The organism is Micromonospora siamensis (assembly GCF_900090305.1).
Taxonomy (GTDB): Bacteria; Actinomycetota; Actinomycetes; order Mycobacteriales; family Micromonosporaceae; genus Micromonospora; species Micromonospora siamensis.
The window spans coordinates 1916228-1937798 of record NZ_LT607751.1 but is presented as its reverse complement, the minus strand read 5'-3'; the positions used below and the strand labels follow the sequence as shown (position 1 = coordinate 1937798).

Genomic DNA, 21571 nt, shown 5'->3' with positions numbered 1-21571 from the left:
ACGCCGTCCCGCTCGACCGCTTCGCCGCCGGCCGCGGACCGGCCCGGCCCGGTCCGACCGCAGTCGGGGCAGCCGCCCCGGTACCGGCGGCGATGGTCCAGCACGGCCGCGTGGAGCAGCAACCCGCCGGTCAGGCAGCCCAGCCGGCCGAGGAAGCCACCCACCGTGAACGCCGGCGTGGGGTGCAGGATCAGCAGCCCGACCAGGTCGAGCAGGAGCAGCACGCAGGCGACCACGACCGCGCCGCACACCACCCACCCGGCGACCGCCAGCGCGGGGTGCCAGCGACGCGCACCGGCAAGCCCGGCACCGACCAGTCCGGCGGCGGCACACAGCCCGACCGACCACCAGCCGGTGAACACCACCAGGTCGGAGCCGAACGGCGGGAAGGGCTGCCCGCCGGTGACGGCCCACCACAGCCGCAGCGCGCCGTAGCCGACGGCCCAGGCCAGCACGGCGTAGGGCAGGACCGCGGGCTTCGGCGCGGCGGGCTCGGGGCGGGTGAGTCGCATGCCGTCCAGCCTCGCGACGGTCGGCGACCGGCCCCTCCCGCAGTCGGGGGGTGACCGCTCCCCCGGCCGGGGGTCAGGCGCGTTCCAGCACCACCACCGGGATCTCCCGGTCGGTCTTGGTCTGGTACTCGTCGTACGCCGGCCAGATCGAGGTCATCGTGGACCACATCCGCGGCTTCTCCTGCGGGCCGGCGGTACGCGCCCGGACCGGGAACGTCTCGGCGCCCACCTGCAATTCGGCCTGGGGGTCGGCGAGCAAGTTCAAATACCACGCCGGGTGCTGCGGGGCGCCGCCCTGCGAGGCGACCACCAGGTAGGCGTCGCCGTCGCGCCCGTAGATCAGGGCCGTGCGGCGCAGCTTGCCGCTGCGCCGGCCCCGGGTGGTCAGCAGCAGGGTGAAAACACCGGGCCGCCACTCGTGCCCCTCGGCGCCGTCGGTCTCGACGTACCGCCGGATGTGGTCGGCCACCCACCCCTCGGGGCTGTCCAGCACCTGCTCGCTCGACGTCATCGTCGCCTCCCGGATCTGACCTTCTCGTCCGGTTCACGCTACCCGCGACCGACCGGCCGCGGGGCGACGATCAGCGCAGCGCGACCGCCTGAAGGCCCACGTTGCCGCAGCCGGTGAAGGATTCCTCGACGGTCCAACCGATCTGGAGCCGAACGCCCGCGGCGGCCCGGAACCGGACGGTGAACTGGGCCGTGTGGCTGGTGTGCGGATCCTCCAGCCGCAGGCTGGTGGTGGGTCCGCCGCTGGAGAGCCGCAGGTCGAGCCGTCCGCGCGCCATCCACACCCCGGCGTAGACCACCGCCGTACGCTCCGCGCCGTTGCCGGCGACCGCCAGCCGGAAGCCGTTGCCGACGCCGCAGGAGTTGGCCCCGGCCATGGTGGAGTCCACCCGCTCCACCGGGTCGCCGTCGCGCCAGCCGAACCCCTCCGGGTTGGCGTCGTAGCCGCCGCGCGGCCCGGGTCCGCCCTCGTCGACGATCTCCCCCGAGCCGCCGCGGCGGCGGACGACGTCCACCCCGTCGACCGGTCCCCAGTGCACCCAGTCGGTGGTGCCGACGGCGGTCAGGTCCACCGTCGCCGGCACGTCGGCCCCGACCACGGTGAGCGCCGGGGGTGGCGCCGCCGAGGTGGGAGCCGCCGTGGGCGTGGGGCTGGGCCGCGGCGTGGGGGTGGGCGGCCGGGTGGGCCGCTGACGCGGGCGCAGCCCCGGGGAGGCGGGAGCCGCCGCGCCGATCGTCGGGTTGCCGGGGAAGGCGGCGCCGGGGCGTTCCGGGCCGGCACCGGGACCGGCCGGTTCGGTGCCGGCCGGCTCGGGATCCCGGGCCGCACCGAGGTAGGAGACCAGCGCGACGAGACAGCCGAAGACCAGGAAGCCGACCAGCAGGTGGACGCCGGACCGGCGGTTCAGGCGGCGCCACGGCACCGGACCGGCGGACCGGTGCGACGCCGGTGCCGGCTGCCGCCGATCGCCGGCCATCCCTCGTACGCCGGACCAGTTGCGCTCCCCCGCGGCCATCCGCACCTCCGCCACGCCCCGGCCCGTCCCGCGGTCGCGAGGACGACTCAAGCCGTCTCACGTTGTCACCGGAACGCCCGGTTCGCCACGGATCGAACGGTGGCCGTGTCCTGTTCGTTACCGACCGGGAGCGGTCGTCCGACTCAGGTCCGCAGCACGTTGGCGAAGATCAGCCAGGCCAGCGCCGACTTCGCACCCAGGCTGAGCAGGATGTACGTCACCTCGCCGACCCGGTAGTCACGCCACCGCCTGACCTGCGCGTACTGCAGGGCCATGGTGACCGCGAACCCGGCGAAGAGCACGAACTGCACGACGGTGATCGCGTAGACGAAGGTCGGCACCTCGGGCGGCTGGGCGATGTAGATGGCGATCGCCAGCCAGGGCGCCAGCCCGACCAGCGACCCGAACCAGAAGGCACTCCAGTCGGCGCGGCCCGGTTGCTGCTGTCGTTCCATCAGCAGGCCGAACAGGATCATGGCGGTGTTGGCGGCGAAGAGCCCGATCACCGCCGCCAGGTCGCGGATCCCGACGAAGAGCCCGATCAGCACGATCATGATGGAGGCGCTGACCGAGTACTCGATCCACCGGGCGTAGTTGGCCCGCCGGTCCAGTCGCCGCTCGTACCAGCGGTGCACCCCCGGCGCGGCCACCGCGAAGTGGTCGACGGCGGCCAGCAGCAGGAACACCGCGACCGCCGGCCCGACGGCGATCCGGAACACCGTCTCGGGCAGGGTGCCGTCGCGCAACGTCACCGGGTCGGCGGTCAGATACGACGCGGTGACCGGCAGCGCGAGGTCGTTGCTCGCCGCCCACATGAACAGCCCCTCGGCGGCCAGCAGGAGGCCGACCACGACGTTGAACCATCGCAGCCGCCGGTAGCGGTCCGCTGCCTCGGCGTCTCCCACCTGCCCGACGTTAGGTCCCGGTCGGTGCCCGCGACGGACGATCGGGAGGATTCGGCCGTCCGCGTTTCCGGCCCGCCGGCCGGACCGCCTCCCTAGGCTGAAGGCGCAGGTCAGGGCGGCCCTCGGAGGGAGGCGACGGTCGGATGTGGCGGCTGCGGGGGCCGGACCCGTGCGACATGGACCGGCCGCTGTCCTGGGACGAGCGCAGCCCGCACCGGTTCAACCGGGAGTCCCGGACCGCCCCGTCCCAGCTGCCGGTCCCCCATCCCCACCGGTGGTTGACCGCCGCGCTGGTCACCTCGCTCGCGGCGCTGGTTGCCCTGACGATCCTCGCCTCGACCGGCGACACGTCGAAGCCGACACCGTTGGGGAGGCCAGGATCGGACCTGGACGCGACGGTGGCCTTCCTCGGCCGGTTGTTCAGACGGACGATGGAGGGGGTGGCGATCCCGTTCGCCGCGGACAAGGCCGTCTGGCAGCGGCTGGTGGCCTCGTTCGTGCTGGTGGTGACCTTCATGGTGTGGCGCCGGTGGCGCCAGGACAGCTGGGTGTACCGGCCGGGCCCGGTGGACGTGCAGGAATTCGACAACGGCACTGGTGAGCCCGACAACCAGAGGACCTACCTACGCAGCCGGTTCTGCCGGCAGATCGCCGAGACCAGCGTCTACCCGCCGTACGCCGGACCGTCCGATCCCCCGCCGCAGGGCTTCTTCGACGTCCTTGGCCAGGGCGGGGGCAACCTTCTCGACCCGGGCGTCCTGATGAAACTGATGGGCCGGCTCTGGCCGAAGAAGGCGTACCAGATCAAGGGCACATTGCAGATGCGAACGCAGAAGCCGCAGTACGGCCTCTCTGTCACGGTGACCTCGCTCGTCGGCGCGAGCGGGAGCGCCACCACCACCGAGTGGGGCTACAGCTGGGAGGACGCCACCTGCAAGGCGGCCTACTGGGCGATGGCCAAGATCGTGCCGGTCACCCAGTTGGCGAACACCCCGCCGTGGCGCAAGTGGCGGGGGCGGGACATGCCGGCGCAGCTGTTCGAGACGTACAACGAGGCGAAGAAGCGACACGACGCCCAGCAGCTGGACGACGCGCTCTGGTGGTACCGCGAGGCACTGCTGCTGGACCCGTTCAACATCGACATCCGGCTGATGGTCGGCAGCGTCCAGGAGGACCTGGGCCTGTTCCTCGACGCGCTCGAGACCTATCAGGGCGCGCTCGGCATCGTAGAACTCGAGGGGCGCTACACCGGGGCGCTCTGGTCCCGTAAGCGGCAGCGGCTGCTGCATCCGCTCCGGTACGCGGCCACCACCTGGCGCCTGAGTCGCCGGCATCCGGAGTGGGTGAAGCTGCGCCTGCAGTACGCCCGCGCGCTCGGCTACGCCGACCGGGTGGTCGACGACCTCTTCCCGCCCGGGCCGCCACCCGTGGTGTTCCAGCCGGACGAGACGCACTCCGGCCGGGAGAAGGCCCGGGCCCAGAACCGGGAGCGCCTCTGTGCGGCGATGGCCGAGCGGTACTGGCCAGCGGTGCTCGACCGGACCGCCGACGGCATCCGCGACCAGGCGAAGTCGACCGTGCGGCGGATGCTGAACGACCCCCGCAGCGCCCGGGTGCTGCTGCTGCTCGCGTCCTGGCAGGAGGCGCACCGGCTCTACGAGGACGCCCGCCTCGTCCGGGTGCTGCGGCTCGGTGGCGAGACCGGGGTCAGCTGGCGGCGGCTGCGAATGCTGCGGGACGTCTGGGTCCCGCTGCGGTTCATGCACGCCCTGTTCCGTCAGCGGCGTGACGAGGAGACCGACGAGTGGCGGACTCCGCCGGAGATGGTCTTCACGCTCGCCGACGCGGGATGCCTGAGCGCGTGGTGGGTGTGGGGCCGGCGGCGCAAGGCCGCCCGTGCCCTCGCCGTCGGCTGGCCGGCCAGCCCCAACCTGCTGGACTACGTCGTCGGCCGCGCGCAGCGCCGGAGGAACAGGCTGATACCCCTGGACTACCTCGACTACTACGCGGCCGGCTGCGTGTCCGCGTTCGCACTGTGCGGCTACACCACCGTGAGCGACCGGAGTCGGGCCCTCGGACCGTGCGTGCGGGACAGTGCGCCGCAGCCGGATGTCGAGGCGCTGACGTACCGGGCCGTGGAGAGCCTGCGAGCGGCGCTGATGCGCACCGAGAGCGGTCTGGCCGGACGGCTCGGTGTGCAGTCCGACACCAAGTCGGGTACCGCGTCCCGGCTGCGGACGTGGATTGCCAGCAGCGATCCCGACCTGGCCCGGCTGCGCAACCACGTGGAGTTCCGGTTCTTCCAGCAGGACGCGTACCAACCGATGAAACCGGTCCTGCTGCGACCGGAGGACGTCAGCCGGGTACGGGTGGCCGCGTACACCAAGCGGCTGCTGGTGGAGGGTGCCAGGCTGCTGGAGAGCAACTGGCACTGTCGACGGGACAAGGGCAGCAAGATGGACTTCCACGAGTTCCGCCGCCTGGTGCGACTCGACACCGACACGTGGCGGGTCGTGCAGCGGATCGCCCAGGACGGGGGGCTGTTCTGGGAGGACCGCGCCGAGTTCGGTCGCCTGGTCACCCAGGCGGCGAGGCTGGTGACCACCGCGGAGAAGCATTTTCCGCCACCGATCGCCATCTACGACGACCTGGTGATCGACGGTCTGGACGCGCTGCGCGACGACCGGCCGGACCTGGCGGTGCGGGTGGGAGAACTGACCGGCGACGAAGTCGAGGACATCCTCGACCAACTGCGGGTCAGGGGCTCGGCGATCGCCGCGATCGGCCGGCGCCGGGACGAGGCGACCACCGAGTACCTGCGCGGCCGCGACGTGCGCGACGAGCCGTTCTCCGCGGACGACTACTCGCGGCTGTGCATGCTCTACGCCGGCAGCTGGCAGGAGCTGGTCGATCTGCTCCGGGACGTCGGCATGAACGTCCGGTCGGTCGATCCTGCCGACGAGCAGACCGAGCCGTGACGGCCGGTCAGCCTATCCGGAAGCCGAGCGCCTGGGCCAGCACCACCGCCTGCTCCGGGTCCACCAGCGCCCCGGCCCGCTCCACCGTCGTCGGGTCCAGCGCGCTCAGGTCGCTGCCGCGCAGGTCGGCGCCGGTCAGCCGGGCCCCGTCGAGCTGCCCGCCGGAGAGGTCCACCCGGGTGACGGTGGCGTCGGTCAGATCGGCGCCGGTCAGGTCGGCCTCGCGCATGCGTACGCCGGTCAGCACCGCGTCGCGCAGGTCGGCGCGGACCAGCGTGGTGAAGGACCAGTCGCCTCCGTCGACCCGCAGCGGGCGCAGGTCGCAGTCGGTGAAGGCGCTGCCGACCAGCTTGCAGCCGGTGAACTCGGCGTCGAAGAAGTTGCACCGTCGGAAGGTGCAGCGGGTGAACGCGGAGTCCGCGTGCCGGGAGGCGTTGAACTTCACGTTGCCGAAGTCGCACTCGGTGAAGACCGCGCCCCGGGTGAGCGCCTCGGTCAGGTCGACGCGCTGGAACGAGCAGCGGACGAAGTGCCGGTCGACCAGCTCTTCGGAATACCAGTCCTCGTCGTGGAAGGTGGCGTCCTCGGTCGTCTCCGGCATCGGCCCAGGCTAGCGGCGACCACCGACAACGGCACTCTTCCCGGAGCGGCGTACCGGCCGGTAGGTTCGGCGGGTGACTGTGGCACGAACCATCGACCCGGATCGGATCGGCTTCGACCCCGCGCGGCTGGCGCGGATCGACGAGCACTTCGGCAGGTACGTCGACGACGGCAGGCTGGCCGGCTGGCAGGTGGTGGTGACCCGGCGTGGCGAGATCGCGCACGCCAGCACGTACGGCCAGCGGGACGTGGAGGCCGGCACCCCGGTGGAGCCGGACACCCTGTGGCGGATCTACTCGATGACCAAGCCGATCACCTCGGTCGCGGCGATGATGCTGTGGGAGGAGGGCCGGTTCGAGCTGACCGACCCGATCAGCAGGTGGCTGCCGGAGTTCGCCGACGTCCGGGTCTTCGACAAGGGTTCGCTGCTCAAGCCGTACACGGTGCCGGCGGTCGAGCCGATCCGGGTCTGGCACCTGCTCACCCACACCGCCGGCCTGACCTACGGTTTCGCGCAGAGCACGCTGATCGACGGCCTGTACCGGGCGGCCGGGTACGACCTGTGGGTGCCGCCGGGTCAGGATCTGGCGGCGGCGTCGGTGGGGCTGTCGCAGCTGCCGCTGATGTTCCAGCCGGGCACTGGCTGGAACTACAGCGTGGCCACCGACGTGCTGGGCCGGCTGGTCGAGGTGGTCTCCGGGCAGTCCCTGGACCGGTTCTTCGCCGAGCGGATCCTGCGGCCCCTGGGCATGTCGGACACCCGCTGGTGGGTGGAGGAGGCCGACGCGAAGCGGCTGGCCGCCCTCTACACCCCGCACCCGGCGACCGGGCGCCTGGTGCGGGCCGACGGGATCGGCCGCGCGGCGCTGGCGCAGCCGCTCTTCCTCTCCGGCGGCGGCGGTCTGATCTCCACCGCGGCGGACTACCACCGGTTCACCCAGCTGCTGCTGCGCGGCGGCGAGCTGGACGGGGTGCGGCTGCTTTCCCCGCGCACGGTGCGCTTCATGACCCGCAACCACCTGCCCGGCGGCCAGGACCTGGCGTCGTTCGCCCCGACCGGGTTCGCCGAGACGGTGATGGACGGGATCGGCTTCGGGTTGGGCTTCGCCGTGGTGCAGGATCCGGTGCCGGCGCGGGTGCCGAGCAGCGTCGGCGAGTACTACTGGGGTGGGCTGGCCTCGACGGCGTTCTGGGTGGACCCGGTGGAGGAGGTCACGGCCCTGCTGTTCACCCAGCTGATGCCGTCGAGCACGTACCCGCTGCGCTCGCAGCTGCGCCAGCTGGTCTACTCCGCGCTGGTCGACTGAGCCGTTACCGCCCGCCGCCGCCGTCGGCCTCCCTAGCCTGGGAGCCATGAGCAACGTGGTGGTGTTCGGTGCCGGGGGCACCGCGGGGTCGCGGATCACGGCGGAGGCGTTCGACCGGGGGCACCGGGTGATCGCGGCGGTGCGCCGCCCGGAGGCGACCAGCTACCTGCCGGCGGGCGTACGCGTGGTCACCGGCGACGTCACCTCGGCGCGCAGCGTGCGGGAGCTGGCGCCGGACGCGGACGTCATGGTGGTGGCGGTGGGCGGCGGTGAGCGGGCGTTGTGGCGGGACGCGGCGCAGACCCTGACCACGGTGCTGCGCGACGTCCCGGCCGCGCCGCGGATCATCCACGTCGGCGGCGGCTCGACCCTGCTGACGGCGAAGGGCACCCCGTTCCTGGACGAGCCGGACTTTCCGGCGGAGTACCGGGAGTCCGCGTTGGGGCAGGCCGACGCGCTGGCCTGGTACCGCTCCTCGGCCGACGGGGTGACCTGGACGTACGTCTCCCCGCCGCCGCTGGAGTTCCATCCGGGTGAGCGCACCGGCCACTACCGGACCGGCACCGAGGAGCCGGTGACCGACGCGCAGGGCCGGTCGGTGCTGACCTACGAGGACCTGGCGGTGGCGGTGGTCGACGAGATCGAGAACCCGCGCTTCGAGAACATGCGGTTCACCGCCGCGTACTGAGGCTCAGTCGGCGAGGCGGGCGGGGAAGCCACCGGTGGCGATCGGCCCCCAGTGCTCGACGGTGACCCGGATCAGCGACTTGCCCTGGCGGACCATTGCCGCCCGGTACTCGTCCCAGTCGGGGTGCTCGCCGGAGATGCTGCGGAAGTATTCCACCAGCGGGTCCAGGGCGTCGGGCAGGTCGAGCACCTCGGCGGCGCCGTCGACCTGCACCCAGGGGCCGTTCCAGTCGTCGGAGAGCACGCACGCCGAGACCTGCGGGTTGCGCCGGATGTTGGTCACCTTGGCCCGCTCGGGGTAGGTGGAGATGACCAGCCGGCCCTGCGCGTCGACGCCGCAGGAGACCGGCGAGGACTGGGGGCGGCCGTCGGCGCGGGTGGTCATCAGGATGACCTTGTGCCGGGGGCGGAGGAACTCGGTGAGGGCGTCCCGGTCGACCTTGGTGTTGGTCGCGATGCTGCGTGCCATGCCCCCGGTTCTACCAGGCCGGGCGGACAACCGCCGGGCCGAGGGCGGTCAGCGTGGGCGGCCGGCGGCGCGGCGCGCGGTGGGCTGGGCCGGCACCCGCGGGCGTACGGTGGGCCGCCAGGCCCGGCCGTTGGCGTAGATCACCCGGAAGCCGAGGTACGACGCGAGCGGCGCCCAGTGCGCCGAGCCCATCCGCAGCTCGGCGGCGTTGTGGCGCTGGCCGTTGGCGAGCACGTCGAGCAGCACCGTCTCGAAGGCGGCGGACTCCACCCAGTCGACCTCGCGGGTGAAGCCGCAGATCAGCGCGGCGCCGGTGACGTCGAGGAAGTCGCGCAGCACCGCGTCGGGGGCGCGCAGCACGGAGCAGCTGCCGAAGTAGAGCCGCCGGCCGTCGCAGCGACCGGCCATCCGTTCGGCGACGTCGGTCAGGTCGACCGAGTCCCAGTCGGTGAGGCAGAGCCGGCTGGGCTCGCCGTGCATGGCGAAGAACCCGACCCGGTAGTCGGCGTACTGCTTGAGCAGCCAGCGGTCGAGGAAGTAGAAGAGCTCGTCGCGGGTGGCGGCGTCCTTGTGGATGAACCGGATCCGGCCGAGCCGTTCCAGCAGCTCGAGGGTGGGCAGCACAGAGCCCCGTTCGTTGAGGTCGCGGTGCCACTGGCCCTCGACGCAGAAGACGCCTCCCCGAGCCACCGTCACCTCCGCGCGTCCGTCAGCCCGCCGGTGAGGTTACTCCGGGGCACCGACGGGACGGCGGAGGCCCACAATTGCCAGCGAACGCCCAGGAAACGCAGATTATGAGGACTATTCCGGTATTAGCCGCCAACAACACTAGATGCTTGCGAAGGTGGAGGGACGGGACAGACCGGTCCGGGCCGCCCCGTTCCACGCTCTCCTACCGGGAGGACTCCTGTGCGGGTCAGCATCTGCAAGCGCGTCGCCGTAGCGTTCGCCCTGGCCCTGCCGGGCGCCGCGATCGCCACCGTGGTCGGGGCGCCGGCCGCCCACGCGGACGGCTGCTACACCTGGAAACGCACCCTGTCGCCGGGCCGCTCCGGCGACGACGTCCGCCAGCTCCAGATCCGGGTCGCCGGCTGGGCGGGCTACCGCGACGTCGTGGAGGTCAACGGCCGGTACGGGCCGAAGACCGTCGCCGCCGTCCGGCGGTTCCAGGCCGCGTACGGCCTGCGGGTCGACGGGATCGCCGGACCGCAGACGTTCGGCAAGATCTACGAGTTGCAGGACGACGACTGCACGCCACGGCACTTCTCCTACGGCGAGCTGGACGACGGCTGCGGCGGCAGTGGCTTCGACGGCGGGCCGCTCTCCACCGCCCGGACCCGGGCCAACGCCCTGCGCACCATGTGGAAGCTGGAGGCGCTGCGTCACAGCCTCGGCGACCGGCCGCTGCGGGTGATCAGCGGCTTCCGCAGCACGTCCTGCAACAGCCGGACCGGGGGCGTGCGGGACAGCCAGCACCTCTACGGCAACGCCGCCGACGTGACCTCCCGTGGCGCGTCGCTCTGCCGGATCGCCCGGGAGGCCCGCAACCACGGCTTCAGCGGGCTCTACGGCCCGGGCTACCCGAACCATGACGACCACGTGCACGGCGACTCCCGCCGGGAGAACAACGACGACCGCTCCTCGAACACGACCAGCTGGTCCGCGCCGGACTGCGGCATCCGCGGCAGGTGAGCGGGGGACGCCGGCCCGACCCGGGGTGGGGGATCCCGGGTCGGACCGGCGTCGGCCCGGGCGAGCTCTCGGGCGTACCCCCGAGGTGCCGCTGCGGCGCGATCCGGCGCGGTCGTCAGCTCGCCCGGGGCCAGCGCGGCGTGGTGGCGGCGGGCGCCACCGGCCGTCCGGGACCGCCGGGCCGGATTGCGGGCCGCACCCCTGGTGCGGCGCCCCGGCCGGCCTGGCCGCGCAGGCTGGAGGGGATGGGACGGTCCGCGCGCACGGGCGCCGCACCGGTCAGGACGAACGGGAAGGGTACGTGCACGAACGGGTTGCCGTGCCGGATCAGCGCCTCGATCTGGCGCTGGTTGAGCCCGTGGTTCTCCAGCACCCGCCGGCCCCAGCGGTGCAGGCGGCACGGGTACGCGGCGCCGTCGTTGCGGCACAGCGGCCCGTTGGGCCACTCCTCGGCGGCGTGCACGACGACCGCCCGCACCGCGAGCCGGACGTCCTCGGGGGTCAGCGGTGCCGGTACCGGCACCTCACCCAGGATCAGGTCGATGGGATCCGTAGACTGCTCACCAACTCGCACGGCAGGCCTCCCGCAGCTCGGCAGCGGTGACGGCTGACCCGCCGTCCCGCATCCTCGGCCAGTGGTACGGACGGTGACGGTCGACGGTTCAATCGCGGTCGACGAGCCGGCGGGGCCCGGCGGCGGTAGCGTGACGGGTGACCCACCGTAGGCACCGGGAGCGCGCATGACCGAGCAGCAGCCGTACCAGGTGCTCTCCCGGCACCCCGGATTCGAGCTGCGCCGCTACCCGGCGCACCTGGTGGCCGAGGTCCGGGTGTCCGGCGCGTTCGAGCAGGCCGGCAACGAGGCGTTCCGGCCGCTCGCCGGCTACATCGGGGGCGCCAACCGGTCCCGCCGGTCGATCGCGATGACCGCGCCGGTGGTCCAGGAGCCGGGCGGCTCCGAGAAGATCGCGATGACCGCGCCGGTGGTCCAGGAGGAGGGCGACCAGCCGGACTGCTGGCTGGTGCGGTTCGTGCTGCCGGCCGAGCTGACCGCCGCGACCGCACCCGAGCCGGAGGACCCGCGGATCACCGTCCGCGAGGTGCCCGAGCAGCTCGCCGCGGTCGACCGGTTCTCCGGCCGCTGGTCGGCCCGGCGGTTCGACGCGCGGGCCACCGCGCTGGGGCGGGCGGTCACCGCCGCCGGCCTGAGCCCCACCGGCGCGGTCCGCTACGCCCGCTTCGACCCGCCGTGGAAGCCGTGGTTCCTGCGCCGCAACGAGGTGGTGCTGCCGGTCGCCCAGTGACGGGTCGGCCGACGGTGCGACTGCGGGTTGCGGTGAGGCCGTCGGACGGCGGGCGGCGCGACAAGAACTGTGAGCGTGATGCCTCAGAGGTATCAAAATGACTCTGAGGTATCTCGCTCGCAACGATGTTCGCGTCCCGCGCGCCTGCGGCGTCCACCCGATCGGGTGAACGCCCCCGGGAACGAAAGGGACAATAGGCGCGAAACTCCTTGAATGGTGGGGACACGTCGTCCCCCGTTCGAGGAACCCGCTGATGAACCCGACCCGCAACCGCACCCTGTACATGGCCGCCGCGACCGTGGGCCTGTGCCTGTCGCTGACCAACCCGCCGGCCGCCGTCGCCGCCCCCGAGGAGGCCGGCCAGAACGCCGCACCGGCGCTGACCGGGCTGCTGGAGAGCAGCCAGCCGGTCGACCCGGACCAGGGTGACCCGCTGGGCCCCGACGGGCTGCCCCCGGGGGCCGGACGCGGCACCGCCGGACCGGACGAGATCGGCCAGGGCACCAGCCCCGGCGAGGCGTACGGCCAGGGCACCGGCCCGGGTGCCACGCCCGGCCAGGGCCCGGGCGGGGCGTACGGCCAGTGGGGCGGGCGTCCCGGCGCCCGGCCGCAGTTGCCGCGTACCGGCCCGTCGATCACGTCGCTGCACCTGCTCGGCGGCACCGGTGGAGCCGCCCTGGCGCTCGGCACCGCGCTGGTGGTGGTCGCCGGCTACCGCCGCCGCTCGGCGTGGTGACCCACCGCCGAGAGGGTCAGCCGAGGCCGGCGTCGGTCGGCGGTGGCGGCCCGGTGGGTCCGGCCGGCGCCGCGGTCGCGGCCGGCCGGCGGTAGCCGAGCGCGTTCGGCCAGGCCAGCAGCAGCGCCATCACCAGGCCGGTGAGCAGCCCGACGACGGAGAAGAGCACGTCACCGGTGCCGTCCGGGCCGCTGACCACCACGTTGCCGGCCAGCGCGGTGGCCAGCGCCCCCAGCCTCAGTCCGCTGACCGCGACGCCGGCCAGCAGGGCCACGGCCGGCAGGCCGAGCAGCACGCCGACGGCGGCCAGCAGGTGCCGTCGCCAGTGCGGCCGGCCCCCCGGCCAGTCCCAGGCCACCAGCGGCAGGGCGGTCAGCGCCACGACACCCAGGAGCACGGCGATCAGCGGCCGGTCCGACGCCTCACCCTGGCCGAACTGGACGCCGCTCGGGTCGTAGACCCGGGTGCGGGCCAGCCAGAGCAGGACCAGCGCGACGACGCCCGCACCGGCCGCGATGCCGGTGCGGGCCCGGCCGGCGCCGGGGGCGGCGGCAAGCGCGCAGCCCAGGGTCAGGCCCAGGGCCAGGACCCCGGTGACGTACGCCGCCGGGTCCAGGGTCTGCTCCCGGCCGGTCGGTGCGGTCAGCGAGGCCGCGGTGGCCAGCAGGGCCGCGGCCACGCACGCGGCGCCGGTGAGGCTCCGCCGCTCCCGCCAGCCGCCGACCGCGCCGGGCCGCCCCCACCTCCGCCCCAGCAGGAGTACCACCAGCGCGATCCCCGCCCAGGCCACGGCGACCAGCAGCACGGTCGCCGGTACGCCCTGCGGGTCGACCCGGTCGACGGCGATGTCGGCGACCACCCACACTCCGCCCAGCGGCACGGCCGCCCGGGTCCACCGGTGGTCCCCACCGGCGGCCAGCACCAGCGCCAGGACGGCCAGGAAGATCGTGCTGAGCCGCAGCTCCCGGGCCCAGTAGGGGTGGCCGCCGAGCAGCCGCTCCGACCACGGGCCGAGCGGCTCGGTCAGCGGTTGCAGCTCGGTCACGCCGACCGCCCACCAGACGGCGGCGAGTCCGGCGAGGGCCAGCCCGGTGGCGTACCGCAGGTCAGCGCGCATGGGCACGACGGTAGTCGGTCGGAGCCCGCGCGGCCGGCCGGCGAACGGGCGGCCCGCGCCCGGCGCTGCGATCGTGCCGGCCGGCGCGCGGCTGCCTAGGCTGACGGCATGGATCGGTACGTCGCCCTGCTGCGCGGGATCAACGTCGGCGCCAGCACCCGGATCGCCATGGCCGACCTGCGCCGGGTGGTCACCGACCTCGGGCACGAGGACGTGAAGACCCACCTCCAGTCCGGCAACGTGATCCTCGGCAGCCCCACCCGCGACCCGGCGAAGGTGGCCGGCGGCATCGAGAAGGCGATCGCCGACGAGTTCGGGCTGCGCGTGCCGGTGCTGATCCGTACCGCCGCGGAGCTGGCGGCCATCGTGGACGGCAACCCGTACCCGGACCAGGACGACCCGACCCGGCTGCTGGTGGCGTTCCTCGCCGAACAGCCCACGAAGGCGAAGGCGGCGGCACTGGCCGTGCCCGGCTCCGAGAACGTGGAGTTCACCGTCGCCGGCCGGGAGATCTACCAGCACTTCCCCGACGGCGGGTACGGCCGGTCGAAGTTCACCAACGCCCACCTGGAGAAGCAGCTGGGCGTGGTCGCCACCACCCGCAACTGGAAGAGCGTCCGGGCGCTGGCCGAACTGGCCGCCGGCTGAGCGGGAGCGGGGCCGGCCCGGCCGGCCCCGCTCCCGGGCCACTCAGAAGTGGTACGCGGTGTGGTACTCCGGCACCAGCACCCGGCTGCGCGGCGACACCCGCCGCACCTCCTCGATCAGCGCGTCCAGCCGCTTGCGGTCGTTCGGTTCCACCCGCGGCGGGTTGGTCAGCCCGGTCTCGAAGTTGTCCCAGTGCACCGGCACCACGACCTTCGGATGATCCAGCGCCGCCATCAGCCGCGGCACGTAGTCGGCGGTCGACGTGGTGGCCGCCGAGGCGACCATCGCCACGTCCGGGGCCAGCCCGGTCAGGTTGCGTTCGTTGAGGTCGCTGGCCCCCATGAAGAACACCGACGGGCCGCCGGCCACCCGCAGCTGGAAGGCCAGGGTGTCCCCCTCGGGCAGGTCGGAGATCTTCTCCGGCCGCGGCGGTGGGGTGACCCGTACGCCGGGGAAGGCCACCGACCAGGAGCCGTTGCGGCTGTGCAACGTGTCGACCACCTCGACGGTGTAGTCACCGAAGTCGAGCACCTCCCCACCCCGGACCGGGGCGAGCTTCCCGGCCGGCAGCCCGTACGCCAGCCCCAGGTGGTAGGCGGTCAGGGTGCCGAAGACCCGGGCCCCGGTACGCCCGGCGATGTACGGCACGTCGTTGAAGTGGTCCCAGTGGGTGTGCGTGACGAAGATGTTCTCGGCCCGGTCGACCAGCGGGTCGATCACGTCGGTGTCCACCGTCAACGGCGTGTCCTGGTGGAACGCCCCCGTGAACAGCCCGGTGTCGTAGCGGCTCAGGTACGGGTCGATCAGGACGGTCCGGTCGCCGATGTCGATGCGCCAGCCGGACGTACCCCACCAGCGGAAGCTGACCGCGCCGGAGCGGCGGCCGGTGGTGCCGGCCGGCGGCGCGGCCTGCGCCGGCGTGGACGCGGCGGTGGCGCCGAGGCCGGTGGTCGAGACGGCGGCGGCGCCGAGCGCGGCGTCGCGCAGCAGACGGCGACGGCCGTACGGCCGGTTTTCGAGCATGGTGGGTCCTCCCCCGGTTGGCTGGGTGATCGGTGCGTCCACCACACCACCGGCCGGTCAGCCGTGTCCAAGATCAATCAGCGGCACGGTCGATATCGGACCGGATATCACCGCAGGTCAAGCGAGGTGCCCCGGCGGCCGGGCGGGCGCTGATTCAGCGCAGCGACTCCACCGCGACCCGGGCCGCCGTCCCCATCGCCAGGTCCACGTCGATGCGCCGCACGCTCAGCCGCTCGGTGCGGGCGTGCACCAGGATCGCGTACCGGCGACCGTCCGGGTACTCGGCGACACCGGCCTCAAGGTGCAGGCCGGGCAGGTTGCCGGTCTTGCCGGCGACTCGGACGCCGGGCGGGAAGGCGGCGGCGAGCCGGGTCCAGAACAGCTGGCGGCCCATCAGCTCGCGGACCATCGCGCAGGCGGCCGGCGGCCCGGCCTCGTCGCGCCAGACCAGCCCGAGCAGTCGGGTGATCTCCCGGGCCGTGCTGGACGTCGTGCGCTCCGGGTCGAAGACCCGCATGGCCCGCACCCGGTCCGCGTCGAGGGTGGGGAAGATCCGGGCGAACTCGGCCTCGTCGCGGGCGCCCACGTCGGCGAGCATCACCTCGACCAGTTGCCGGGGGCCACCCACGATCCGGGTCCGGGGCAGCCCCAACTCCGCGGCGAGCATCGCTGGCACGTCCGGCCCGACCCGGCGCAGCAGCAGGTCGGCGGCGGTGTTGTCACTGACCGACATGGTGAAGTACGCCAGGTCACGCAGGGAGATCTCGACGTCGTCGGCGCAGCCGGCCACGCCCCACCCGCCGAGCCGGTCCGCGGCCCGCACCAGCACCCGTTCGGTCGGGTCGAGCTGCCCGGCGACGGCCTGCCGGGCGAACTCCAGCACCAGCAGAATCTTGAACACGGACGCGATGACGATCTGCTGGTCGGCCCGGACGGCGACCTCCCGCGCCGGCGCGTCGACGTCCACCACGTGCAGGGCCCCGCTGATCCCCGCCTGCCCGTAGATCTCCTCGACCCGGCCCCCGACCCCCATGCCCCTCACGCTAGACCCGGCCCCCATAGGGTCGGCGGGTGGATCTGCTGCGGCACCTGGGGCACTTCGTGGTGGTGGCCCGCGAGCTGCACTTCGGGCGGGCCGCCGAGTGCCTGGGCATGGCGCAGCCTCCGCTGAGCCAGTCGATCCAACGGCTGGAGCGGGAACTGGGGGTCGAGCTGTTCGACCGGTCCCGTCGACAGGTGCGGCTGACCACCGTGGGACAGCTCCTGCTCGGCGAGGCCGACGAGCTGCTCGCCGCCGAGCGCCGGCTGCGCAACCTGATCCGGCAGGTACGCGACGGTCGGCTTGGGGTCCTCCGGGCCGGCGTACCGCCGGAGACCCCGGCGGTGACCCTGCGGACGCTGCTGGACCGGCTCACCGCGCGGGCCCCCGGCCTCGACGTGGACCTGCACGAGCTGACCAGCGCCGAGCAGGTGCGGATGCTCGGCGAGGGACGGCTCGACGTGGGGCTGCTGCACCACCCGGTGGACGGCACCGGGCTTCGCCTCGGCCCGGCGGTGGAGGTGCCGCTGGGCGTTCTGCTGCCTCGGGTGTCACCACTGGCCCGCGAACGCGAGGTGAGCCTTGCCGGACTGGCCGGGCTGGACCTGGTCACCGCGCCCCGGGCGACCGCGCCGGGCTGGCACGACCATCTGCTGCGGGTGTGCGGGGAGCACGGCTTCACCCCCGGACGGGTCCGGCCGGCGCGCAACCCCGAGTTCCTGTTCGGGCTGCTGCTCGCCGGTGGCGGGGTGGCCGTCGAGCCGGAGACCCTGGCCCGGCGGGAACCCCGGCTGACCTGGCGACCGCTGGCCGGCGTACGGCTGGTGAAGCGAACCTCGGCGGCCTGGCCGGACCGGTCGGCGCACCCGGCGGCGCCGATGTTCGCGCAGCTCGCGGCGGAGGTCCTGGCCGTCACCGAGCCACCCGGACCAGCGCCGCTCGCGTCCGCCGCGCGTCCGTGGCCGGTGCTCTTCGAGGCCGGGCAGGGCGAAGAGTTGCCCCCGTGATCTCCCGCAGTTCACCCCCGCCCGACTAACATCGCCGTTCATGAATATAAAGAGCGTCACCCGCTCGCGACCCGGGCGCCTGATCACGGCGTTCGTGCTGGCCGTCACCGTCACCACCCCCGTCGTGGTGGCCAGCCAGGCATCGGCGGCGACCACGTTGACCGTGGCGCAGGCCCTCGCCGCCCAGGACGGCCGGACCGCCACGGTCACCGGTTACGTCATCGGCCAGCCGACCGCCTCGACCACGGTGATCACGAGCAACTACACCGCCGACACCGCGATCGCCATCGCCGACACCGCGACCGAGACCAGCACCGCCCGGATGCTCTACGTCCAGGTCACCACCGCGTACCGGGCCAACTTCGGCCTGCTCACCAACCCGACGCTGCGCGGCAGGCAGGTCACCGCCACCGGGACGCTGACCGCGTACTTCAGCCACGGCGGCCTGAAGAGCCCGACCGCGATGGCCCTCGGCGGCGGCACCTCGCCGTCGCCCTCACCGACCCCCACCGCCACCTCGACGACCGGCCCGTACGACTCGACCTACTACGCCACGGCGGTCGGCAAGACCGGCACCGCCCTGCGCAGCTCGCTGCACGCGATCATCCGGACCCAGACGAAGCTCAGCTACGACCAGGTCTGGGAGGCGCTCAAGGACACCGACCAGGACCCGGCCAACGCCAACAACGTCATCCTGCTCTACACCGGACGCTCCCAGAGCAAGACGCTCAACGGCGGCGGCGTGGACGACTGGAACCGCGAGCACGTCTGGGCCAAGTCACACGGCGACTTCGGCACCACCACCGGCCCCGGCACCGACGTGCACCACCTGCGCCCCGAGGACGTGTCGGTCAACTCGCTGCGCGGCAACAAGGACTTCGACGCCGGCGGCAGCGCGGTCGCCGAGGCGCCCGGCTGCTACACCGACGGGGACTCCTTCGAGCCGCGCAACGCCGTCAAGGGCGACGTCGCCCGCATGATCATGTACATGGCGGTCCGCTACGAGGGCGACGACGGCTGGCCCGACCTGGAGATGAACGACTCCGTCACCAACGGCACCGCACCGTACCTGGGCCGGATCTCGGTGCTGCTCGCCTGGAACAAGCTCGACCCGCCTGACGCCTTCGAGCAGCGTCGCAACCAGCGGATCTACGAGCGCTGGCAGGGGAACCGCAATCCGTTCATCGATCATCCGGAGTGGGCTGCTGCCATCTGGGGGCTCTGAGCGGGGCTCGGGGGCGACCGTCCCCGGCTCCGGGCGGTCAGGCTTGATCCCTGCGCCGGGGACGCTCGCCCCCGAGCCCGCCACGGTCGGCCGCCGTCCGTCGGCCGCGCTTGTTTTCGGGTACGCCCGCGCGGGGCGGTTCGGATCTTGGACGGTTTCTGTTCGTGGCGAACGGCAAGTGTCCAAGATCTGCGCTGGACATGCCGCTGGCCGGCGCCCGTCAGGGGTGCCGGCCAGCGTGTCGTTCATGTCTGCGGTCAGTTGTTCCAGTGCTGGGCGACCAGGTCGGCGGCCTGCTGCTCCCACTGCGCGTACGCATCCGGGTAGGCCGACACCTGCACCGTCTGGGCGGCGTCGGTCAGCGGCATGTCCTGCCACCCGTCGACCTGCTTCAGACCCTTCAGGAACGCCAGGGTGGAGTACTCGGGGTCGATGATCTGCTCAGGCGTTCCCCAACCACTGGACGGGCGCTGCTGGAACAGGCCCAGCGAGTCGTGGTCGTTGCGGTCGCCCAGATGGCCCAGGTTCTCCAGCTTCGACTCCTGCAGGCTCGTGGCGATCGAGACCACGGCGGCCCGCTCCGGGAGACCGGCCTTCTTCGTCGCGGCGATGATCGCCTTCACATTCGCGGTCTGCTCGTCGTTCAGATCGATGTGCGACTGGGTGCCCTGCACGCCGTGCGGGATCAGCTTGCCGGCGTCGGGCTTGTCGGCCTGCACGACGGCGACCGGGGTCAGGGCGGCGGTGGTGGGGGTGGTGTCGGCGTGGTTCAGCGGGCCGGCGGCCATCCCACCGGCGAAAGCCAGACCAGCGATACCCAGCACGCTCTTGGTCAGCATCGTGTTCATGGGAAAGCTCCATTCGGGGTTGGCACGCCACCCGATGGGGGTCGGGTGACGGGCAAGCACCACGTCAGGCGCTCAGACAAGGGGGGAAAGTCTGGGGGGTGTCCGGCACGGCCACGGACCCGGCGGGGCTCATCGCGGCCGGCCTCTAGCCTGCTCACCCGAACCAGGGGGTCCATCGTGGCGGCGGACCATGTGTAACGACCGCCGGCCCCACATCATTCCGGGGCCCGACCCGATCCCGTAGGTATCGGCGCTGGCAGCCGGGGGCGCTGCTGCGGTCGTCCAGATGATGTAACGACCCGGCCCCGGCCGCCATTCCACCGCCCGGGTGCCACCGGTCACCCGCGATTCGGACAATCGGCGCAGACCACCGGGCCGGCCCCAGACCATCAGGCCGCTGGCCGGATCTCCCCCGCGCCCACGCCGGTCGAGTGCGTGGGACACCCGCCCTTCTCGCAGACGCGGCGGGTCGCCCTTCGGGGGACTACAGACTTGAGAGCACAGATGACTCACCCAGCGGGCGGCCTGTCTGGTCCGGGCAAGGTGTCTGGGCCGGCGCACTATGTCCGGTATCTGGGCCGGCGCACTACGTCCGGTGGTCTGGGCCGGCGCAGCCGACGGCCGCCGGACTGATCGCTCCCCGACGGGCTGGCCGACCATGCCGTCACGAAGGTCATCGGAGCGTCGAGCCGGCGGTGAGTCATCCACGCTCTCAAGTCTGTAGGCGCCGGACGGCCATGCCGCCGGTCTGGTCCGCCGCCGCCTCGCCCGCGGCCGGGACCAGGCCGGCAGTGACCGACGCACCAGGCCGGCGCTCACGCCCGATGTCCCAGATCACCTCACCCACCTGTGACGATCCGATCCGAGCGGGTAGAACAGCAGCCGTGACAGGTGCCCGGCGCGGGCGTGGAAACGCTCCCCACAGCTGACCGGGCGCCCCTGACGATGGGAGAGAGAGCCGGCATGGCGAACCCGATTCCCGACATCAGCCTCAACGACGGCAACACCATCCCGCAGCTGGGCTTCGGGGTGTTCCAGATCGAGCCCAAGGACACCGTGCAGGCCGTACGCACGGCCCTGGACGTCGGCTACCGGCACATCGACACCGCCGAGATGTACGGCAACGAGGCCGAGGTCGGCCAGGCGATCCGCGAGTCCGGCCTGGACCGCCACGACGTCTTCGTGACCAGCAAGCTGAACAACGGCTTCCACCGCCCGGACGACGCCCGCAAGGCGTTCGAGTCGACCCTCTCGGCGTTGAAGTTCGACTACCTCGACCTGTTCCTGATCCACTGGCCGCTGCCCACCCTCTACGACGGCGACTTCGTCAGCACCTGGAAGGTGCTGGAGGAGTTCAAGAGCGACGACCGGGTGAAGTCGATCGGTGTCTCGAACTTCCAGGTCGCCCACCTGGAGCGACTGGCCGCCGAGGCCGACGTGGTGCCCGCGGTGAACCAGATCGAGGTGCACCCGTACTTCGGCAACGAGGAGGTGCGCGCGTACGGCAAGGCCCACAACATCCCCACCGAGGCCTGGTCGCCGATCGCGCAGGGCAAGGTGCTCGACGACCCGACCATCACCGACATCGCCCAGCAGGTCGGCCGGACCCCGGCGCAGGTGACGCTCCGCTGGCACGTGCAGCGCGGCGACATCGTCTTCCCGAAGTCGACCACGCCGAAGCGGATCGAGGAGAACTTCGCGATCTTCGACTTCACGCTGGACGACGCGGCGATGAAGCGGATCGACGGGTTGAACAAGGGTGAGGCCGGCCGGCAGGGCCCGAACCCCGACACGTTCGACTACGTGCCGGCGTAACGGGCCGGCGGCAACGGCGCAGGGAAAGGGGGCCCGATCGGGCCCCCTTTCCGCGTACACGGGAGCGAACCCGGGCATGACCAGGCCCATCGACGGGTATTCTTCTCCGCAGCAAGTATCCACTGAGGACGCA

21 protein-coding genes are annotated in these 21571 nt (G+C 72.8%); 10 read left to right on the top strand and 11 right to left on the bottom strand.

The genetic code is table 11. The features are described 5' to 3' along the window. Positions 1–585: 585 nt before the first annotated feature. The 3 genes from GA0074704_RS08935 to heR all read right to left on the bottom strand — a co-directional run bounded on the left by GA0074704_RS08935 (position 586) and on the right by heR (position 2943). Positions 586–1023: a nitroreductase family deazaflavin-dependent oxidoreductase gene (locus GA0074704_RS08935; protein WP_088970068.1), complete on the bottom strand. Its 438-nt coding sequence runs from the start codon at positions 1021–1023 to the stop codon at positions 586–588. 70 nt (positions 1024–1093) lie between these two features. Further along, complete coding sequence (locus GA0074704_RS08930; RefSeq protein WP_157743631.1) at positions 1094–2038, bottom strand: hypothetical protein; 945 nt, start codon at positions 2036–2038, stop codon at positions 1094–1096. Between the two features lie 143 nt (positions 2039–2181). Further along, on the bottom strand, positions 2182–2943 hold the full coding sequence (gene heR, locus GA0074704_RS08925) for a heliorhodopsin HeR (protein ID WP_088970066.1): 762 nt from the start codon (positions 2941–2943) through the stop codon (positions 2182–2184). A gap of 143 nt (positions 2944–3086) precedes the next feature. On the opposite strand from heR, the gene GA0074704_RS08920 reads away from it, so the two are divergent. After that, positions 3087–5921: a hypothetical protein gene (locus GA0074704_RS08920; protein ID WP_088970065.1), complete on the top strand. Its 2835-nt coding sequence runs from the start codon at positions 3087–3089 to the stop codon at positions 5919–5921. A 7-nt stretch (positions 5922–5928) separates the two neighbouring features. On the opposite strand, the gene GA0074704_RS08915 is transcribed toward GA0074704_RS08920, so the two are convergent. Beyond that, complete coding sequence (locus tag GA0074704_RS08915; RefSeq protein WP_088970064.1) at positions 5929–6522, bottom strand: pentapeptide repeat-containing protein; 594 nt, start codon at positions 6520–6522, stop codon at positions 5929–5931. A 73-nt stretch (positions 6523–6595) separates the two neighbouring features. Between GA0074704_RS08915 and GA0074704_RS08910 the strand changes: the two genes are divergently transcribed. Beyond that, on the top strand, positions 6596–7828 hold the full coding sequence (locus GA0074704_RS08910) for a serine hydrolase domain-containing protein (RefSeq protein WP_088970063.1): 1233 nt from the start codon (positions 6596–6598) through the stop codon (positions 7826–7828). A 46-nt stretch (positions 7829–7874) separates the two neighbouring features. Beyond that, a complete protein-coding gene (locus tag GA0074704_RS08905) occupies positions 7875–8516 on the top strand; it encodes an NAD(P)-dependent oxidoreductase (protein ID WP_088970062.1) in 642 nt (213 codons plus the stop codon). A 3-nt stretch (positions 8517–8519) separates the two neighbouring features. On the opposite strand, the gene GA0074704_RS08900 is transcribed toward GA0074704_RS08905, so the two are convergent. Then, positions 8520–8984, bottom strand: a complete 465-nt coding sequence (locus GA0074704_RS08900) for a PPOX class F420-dependent oxidoreductase (RefSeq protein ID WP_088970061.1) — start codon at positions 8982–8984, stop codon at positions 8520–8522. A 48-nt stretch (positions 8985–9032) separates the two neighbouring features. Then, on the bottom strand, positions 9033–9674 hold the full coding sequence (locus GA0074704_RS08895; RefSeq protein WP_088973551.1) for a DUF6642 family protein: 642 nt from the start codon (positions 9672–9674) through the stop codon (positions 9033–9035). Between the two features lie 219 nt (positions 9675–9893). Between GA0074704_RS08895 and GA0074704_RS08890 the strand changes: the two genes are divergently transcribed. After that, on the top strand, positions 9894–10676 hold the full coding sequence (locus GA0074704_RS08890; protein ID WP_088970060.1) for a D-Ala-D-Ala carboxypeptidase family metallohydrolase: 783 nt from the start codon (positions 9894–9896) through the stop codon (positions 10674–10676). 115 nt (positions 10677–10791) lie between these two features. Here the strand turns inward: GA0074704_RS08890 and GA0074704_RS08885 are convergent, their stop codons facing one another. Then, positions 10792–11199 carry a hypothetical protein gene (locus GA0074704_RS08885; RefSeq protein ID WP_231926795.1) on the bottom strand — a complete coding sequence of 136 codons (408 nt, stop codon included), beginning with the start codon at positions 11197–11199 and terminating at the stop codon, positions 10792–10794. A gap of 217 nt (positions 11200–11416) precedes the next feature. Between GA0074704_RS08885 and GA0074704_RS08880 the strand changes: the two genes are divergently transcribed. Beyond that, positions 11417–11980 (top strand): SOUL family heme-binding protein, encoded by a 564-nt coding sequence (locus GA0074704_RS08880; protein ID WP_088970058.1) that lies wholly within the window; start codon positions 11417–11419, stop codon positions 11978–11980. 253 nt (positions 11981–12233) lie between these two features. Then, positions 12234–12716 (top strand): hypothetical protein, encoded by a 483-nt coding sequence (locus tag GA0074704_RS08875; protein ID WP_088970057.1) that lies wholly within the window; start codon positions 12234–12236, stop codon positions 12714–12716. 16 nt (positions 12717–12732) lie between these two features. On the opposite strand, the gene GA0074704_RS08870 is transcribed toward GA0074704_RS08875, so the two are convergent. Continuing rightward, positions 12733–13833 (bottom strand): hypothetical protein, encoded by a 1101-nt coding sequence (locus GA0074704_RS08870; protein ID WP_088970056.1) that lies wholly within the window; start codon positions 13831–13833, stop codon positions 12733–12735. A 108-nt stretch (positions 13834–13941) separates the two neighbouring features. Between GA0074704_RS08870 and GA0074704_RS08865 the strand changes: the two genes are divergently transcribed. Next, complete coding sequence (locus tag GA0074704_RS08865) at positions 13942–14481, top strand: DUF1697 domain-containing protein (RefSeq protein WP_088970055.1); 540 nt, start codon at positions 13942–13944, stop codon at positions 14479–14481. A gap of 42 nt (positions 14482–14523) precedes the next feature. On the opposite strand, the gene GA0074704_RS08860 is transcribed toward GA0074704_RS08865, so the two are convergent. Both GA0074704_RS08860 and GA0074704_RS08855 read right to left on the bottom strand, forming a co-directional pair. Next, positions 14524–15504 (bottom strand): MBL fold metallo-hydrolase, encoded by a 981-nt coding sequence (locus GA0074704_RS08860; protein WP_088970054.1) that lies wholly within the window; start codon positions 15502–15504, stop codon positions 14524–14526. Between the two features lie 154 nt (positions 15505–15658). Further along, a complete protein-coding gene (locus GA0074704_RS08855) occupies positions 15659–16537 on the bottom strand; it encodes a serine hydrolase (protein ID WP_088970053.1) in 879 nt (292 codons plus the stop codon). Between the two features lie 38 nt (positions 16538–16575). On the opposite strand from GA0074704_RS08855, the gene GA0074704_RS08850 reads away from it, so the two are divergent. Together GA0074704_RS08850 and GA0074704_RS08845 are read left to right on the top strand one after the other, a co-directional pair. After that, positions 16576–17550, top strand: coding sequence for a LysR family transcriptional regulator (locus GA0074704_RS08850; protein ID WP_088970052.1), 975 nt, complete (start codon positions 16576–16578; stop codon positions 17548–17550). A 40-nt stretch (positions 17551–17590) separates the two neighbouring features. Continuing rightward, on the top strand, positions 17591–18775 hold the full coding sequence (locus tag GA0074704_RS08845) for an endonuclease (protein ID WP_088970051.1): 1185 nt from the start codon (positions 17591–17593) through the stop codon (positions 18773–18775). Positions 18776–19032: 257 nt separating this feature from the next. On the opposite strand, the gene GA0074704_RS08840 is transcribed toward GA0074704_RS08845, so the two are convergent. Then, positions 19033–19623 carry a hypothetical protein gene (locus tag GA0074704_RS08840; RefSeq protein ID WP_088970050.1) on the bottom strand — a complete coding sequence of 197 codons (591 nt, stop codon included), beginning with the start codon at positions 19621–19623 and terminating at the stop codon, positions 19033–19035. Between the two features lie 963 nt (positions 19624–20586). Between GA0074704_RS08840 and GA0074704_RS08835 the strand changes: the two genes are divergently transcribed. After that, positions 20587–21438 carry an aldo/keto reductase gene (locus GA0074704_RS08835; RefSeq protein ID WP_088970049.1) on the top strand — a complete coding sequence of 284 codons (852 nt, stop codon included), beginning with the start codon at positions 20587–20589 and terminating at the stop codon, positions 21436–21438. Positions 21439–21571 lie beyond the last annotated feature (133 nt).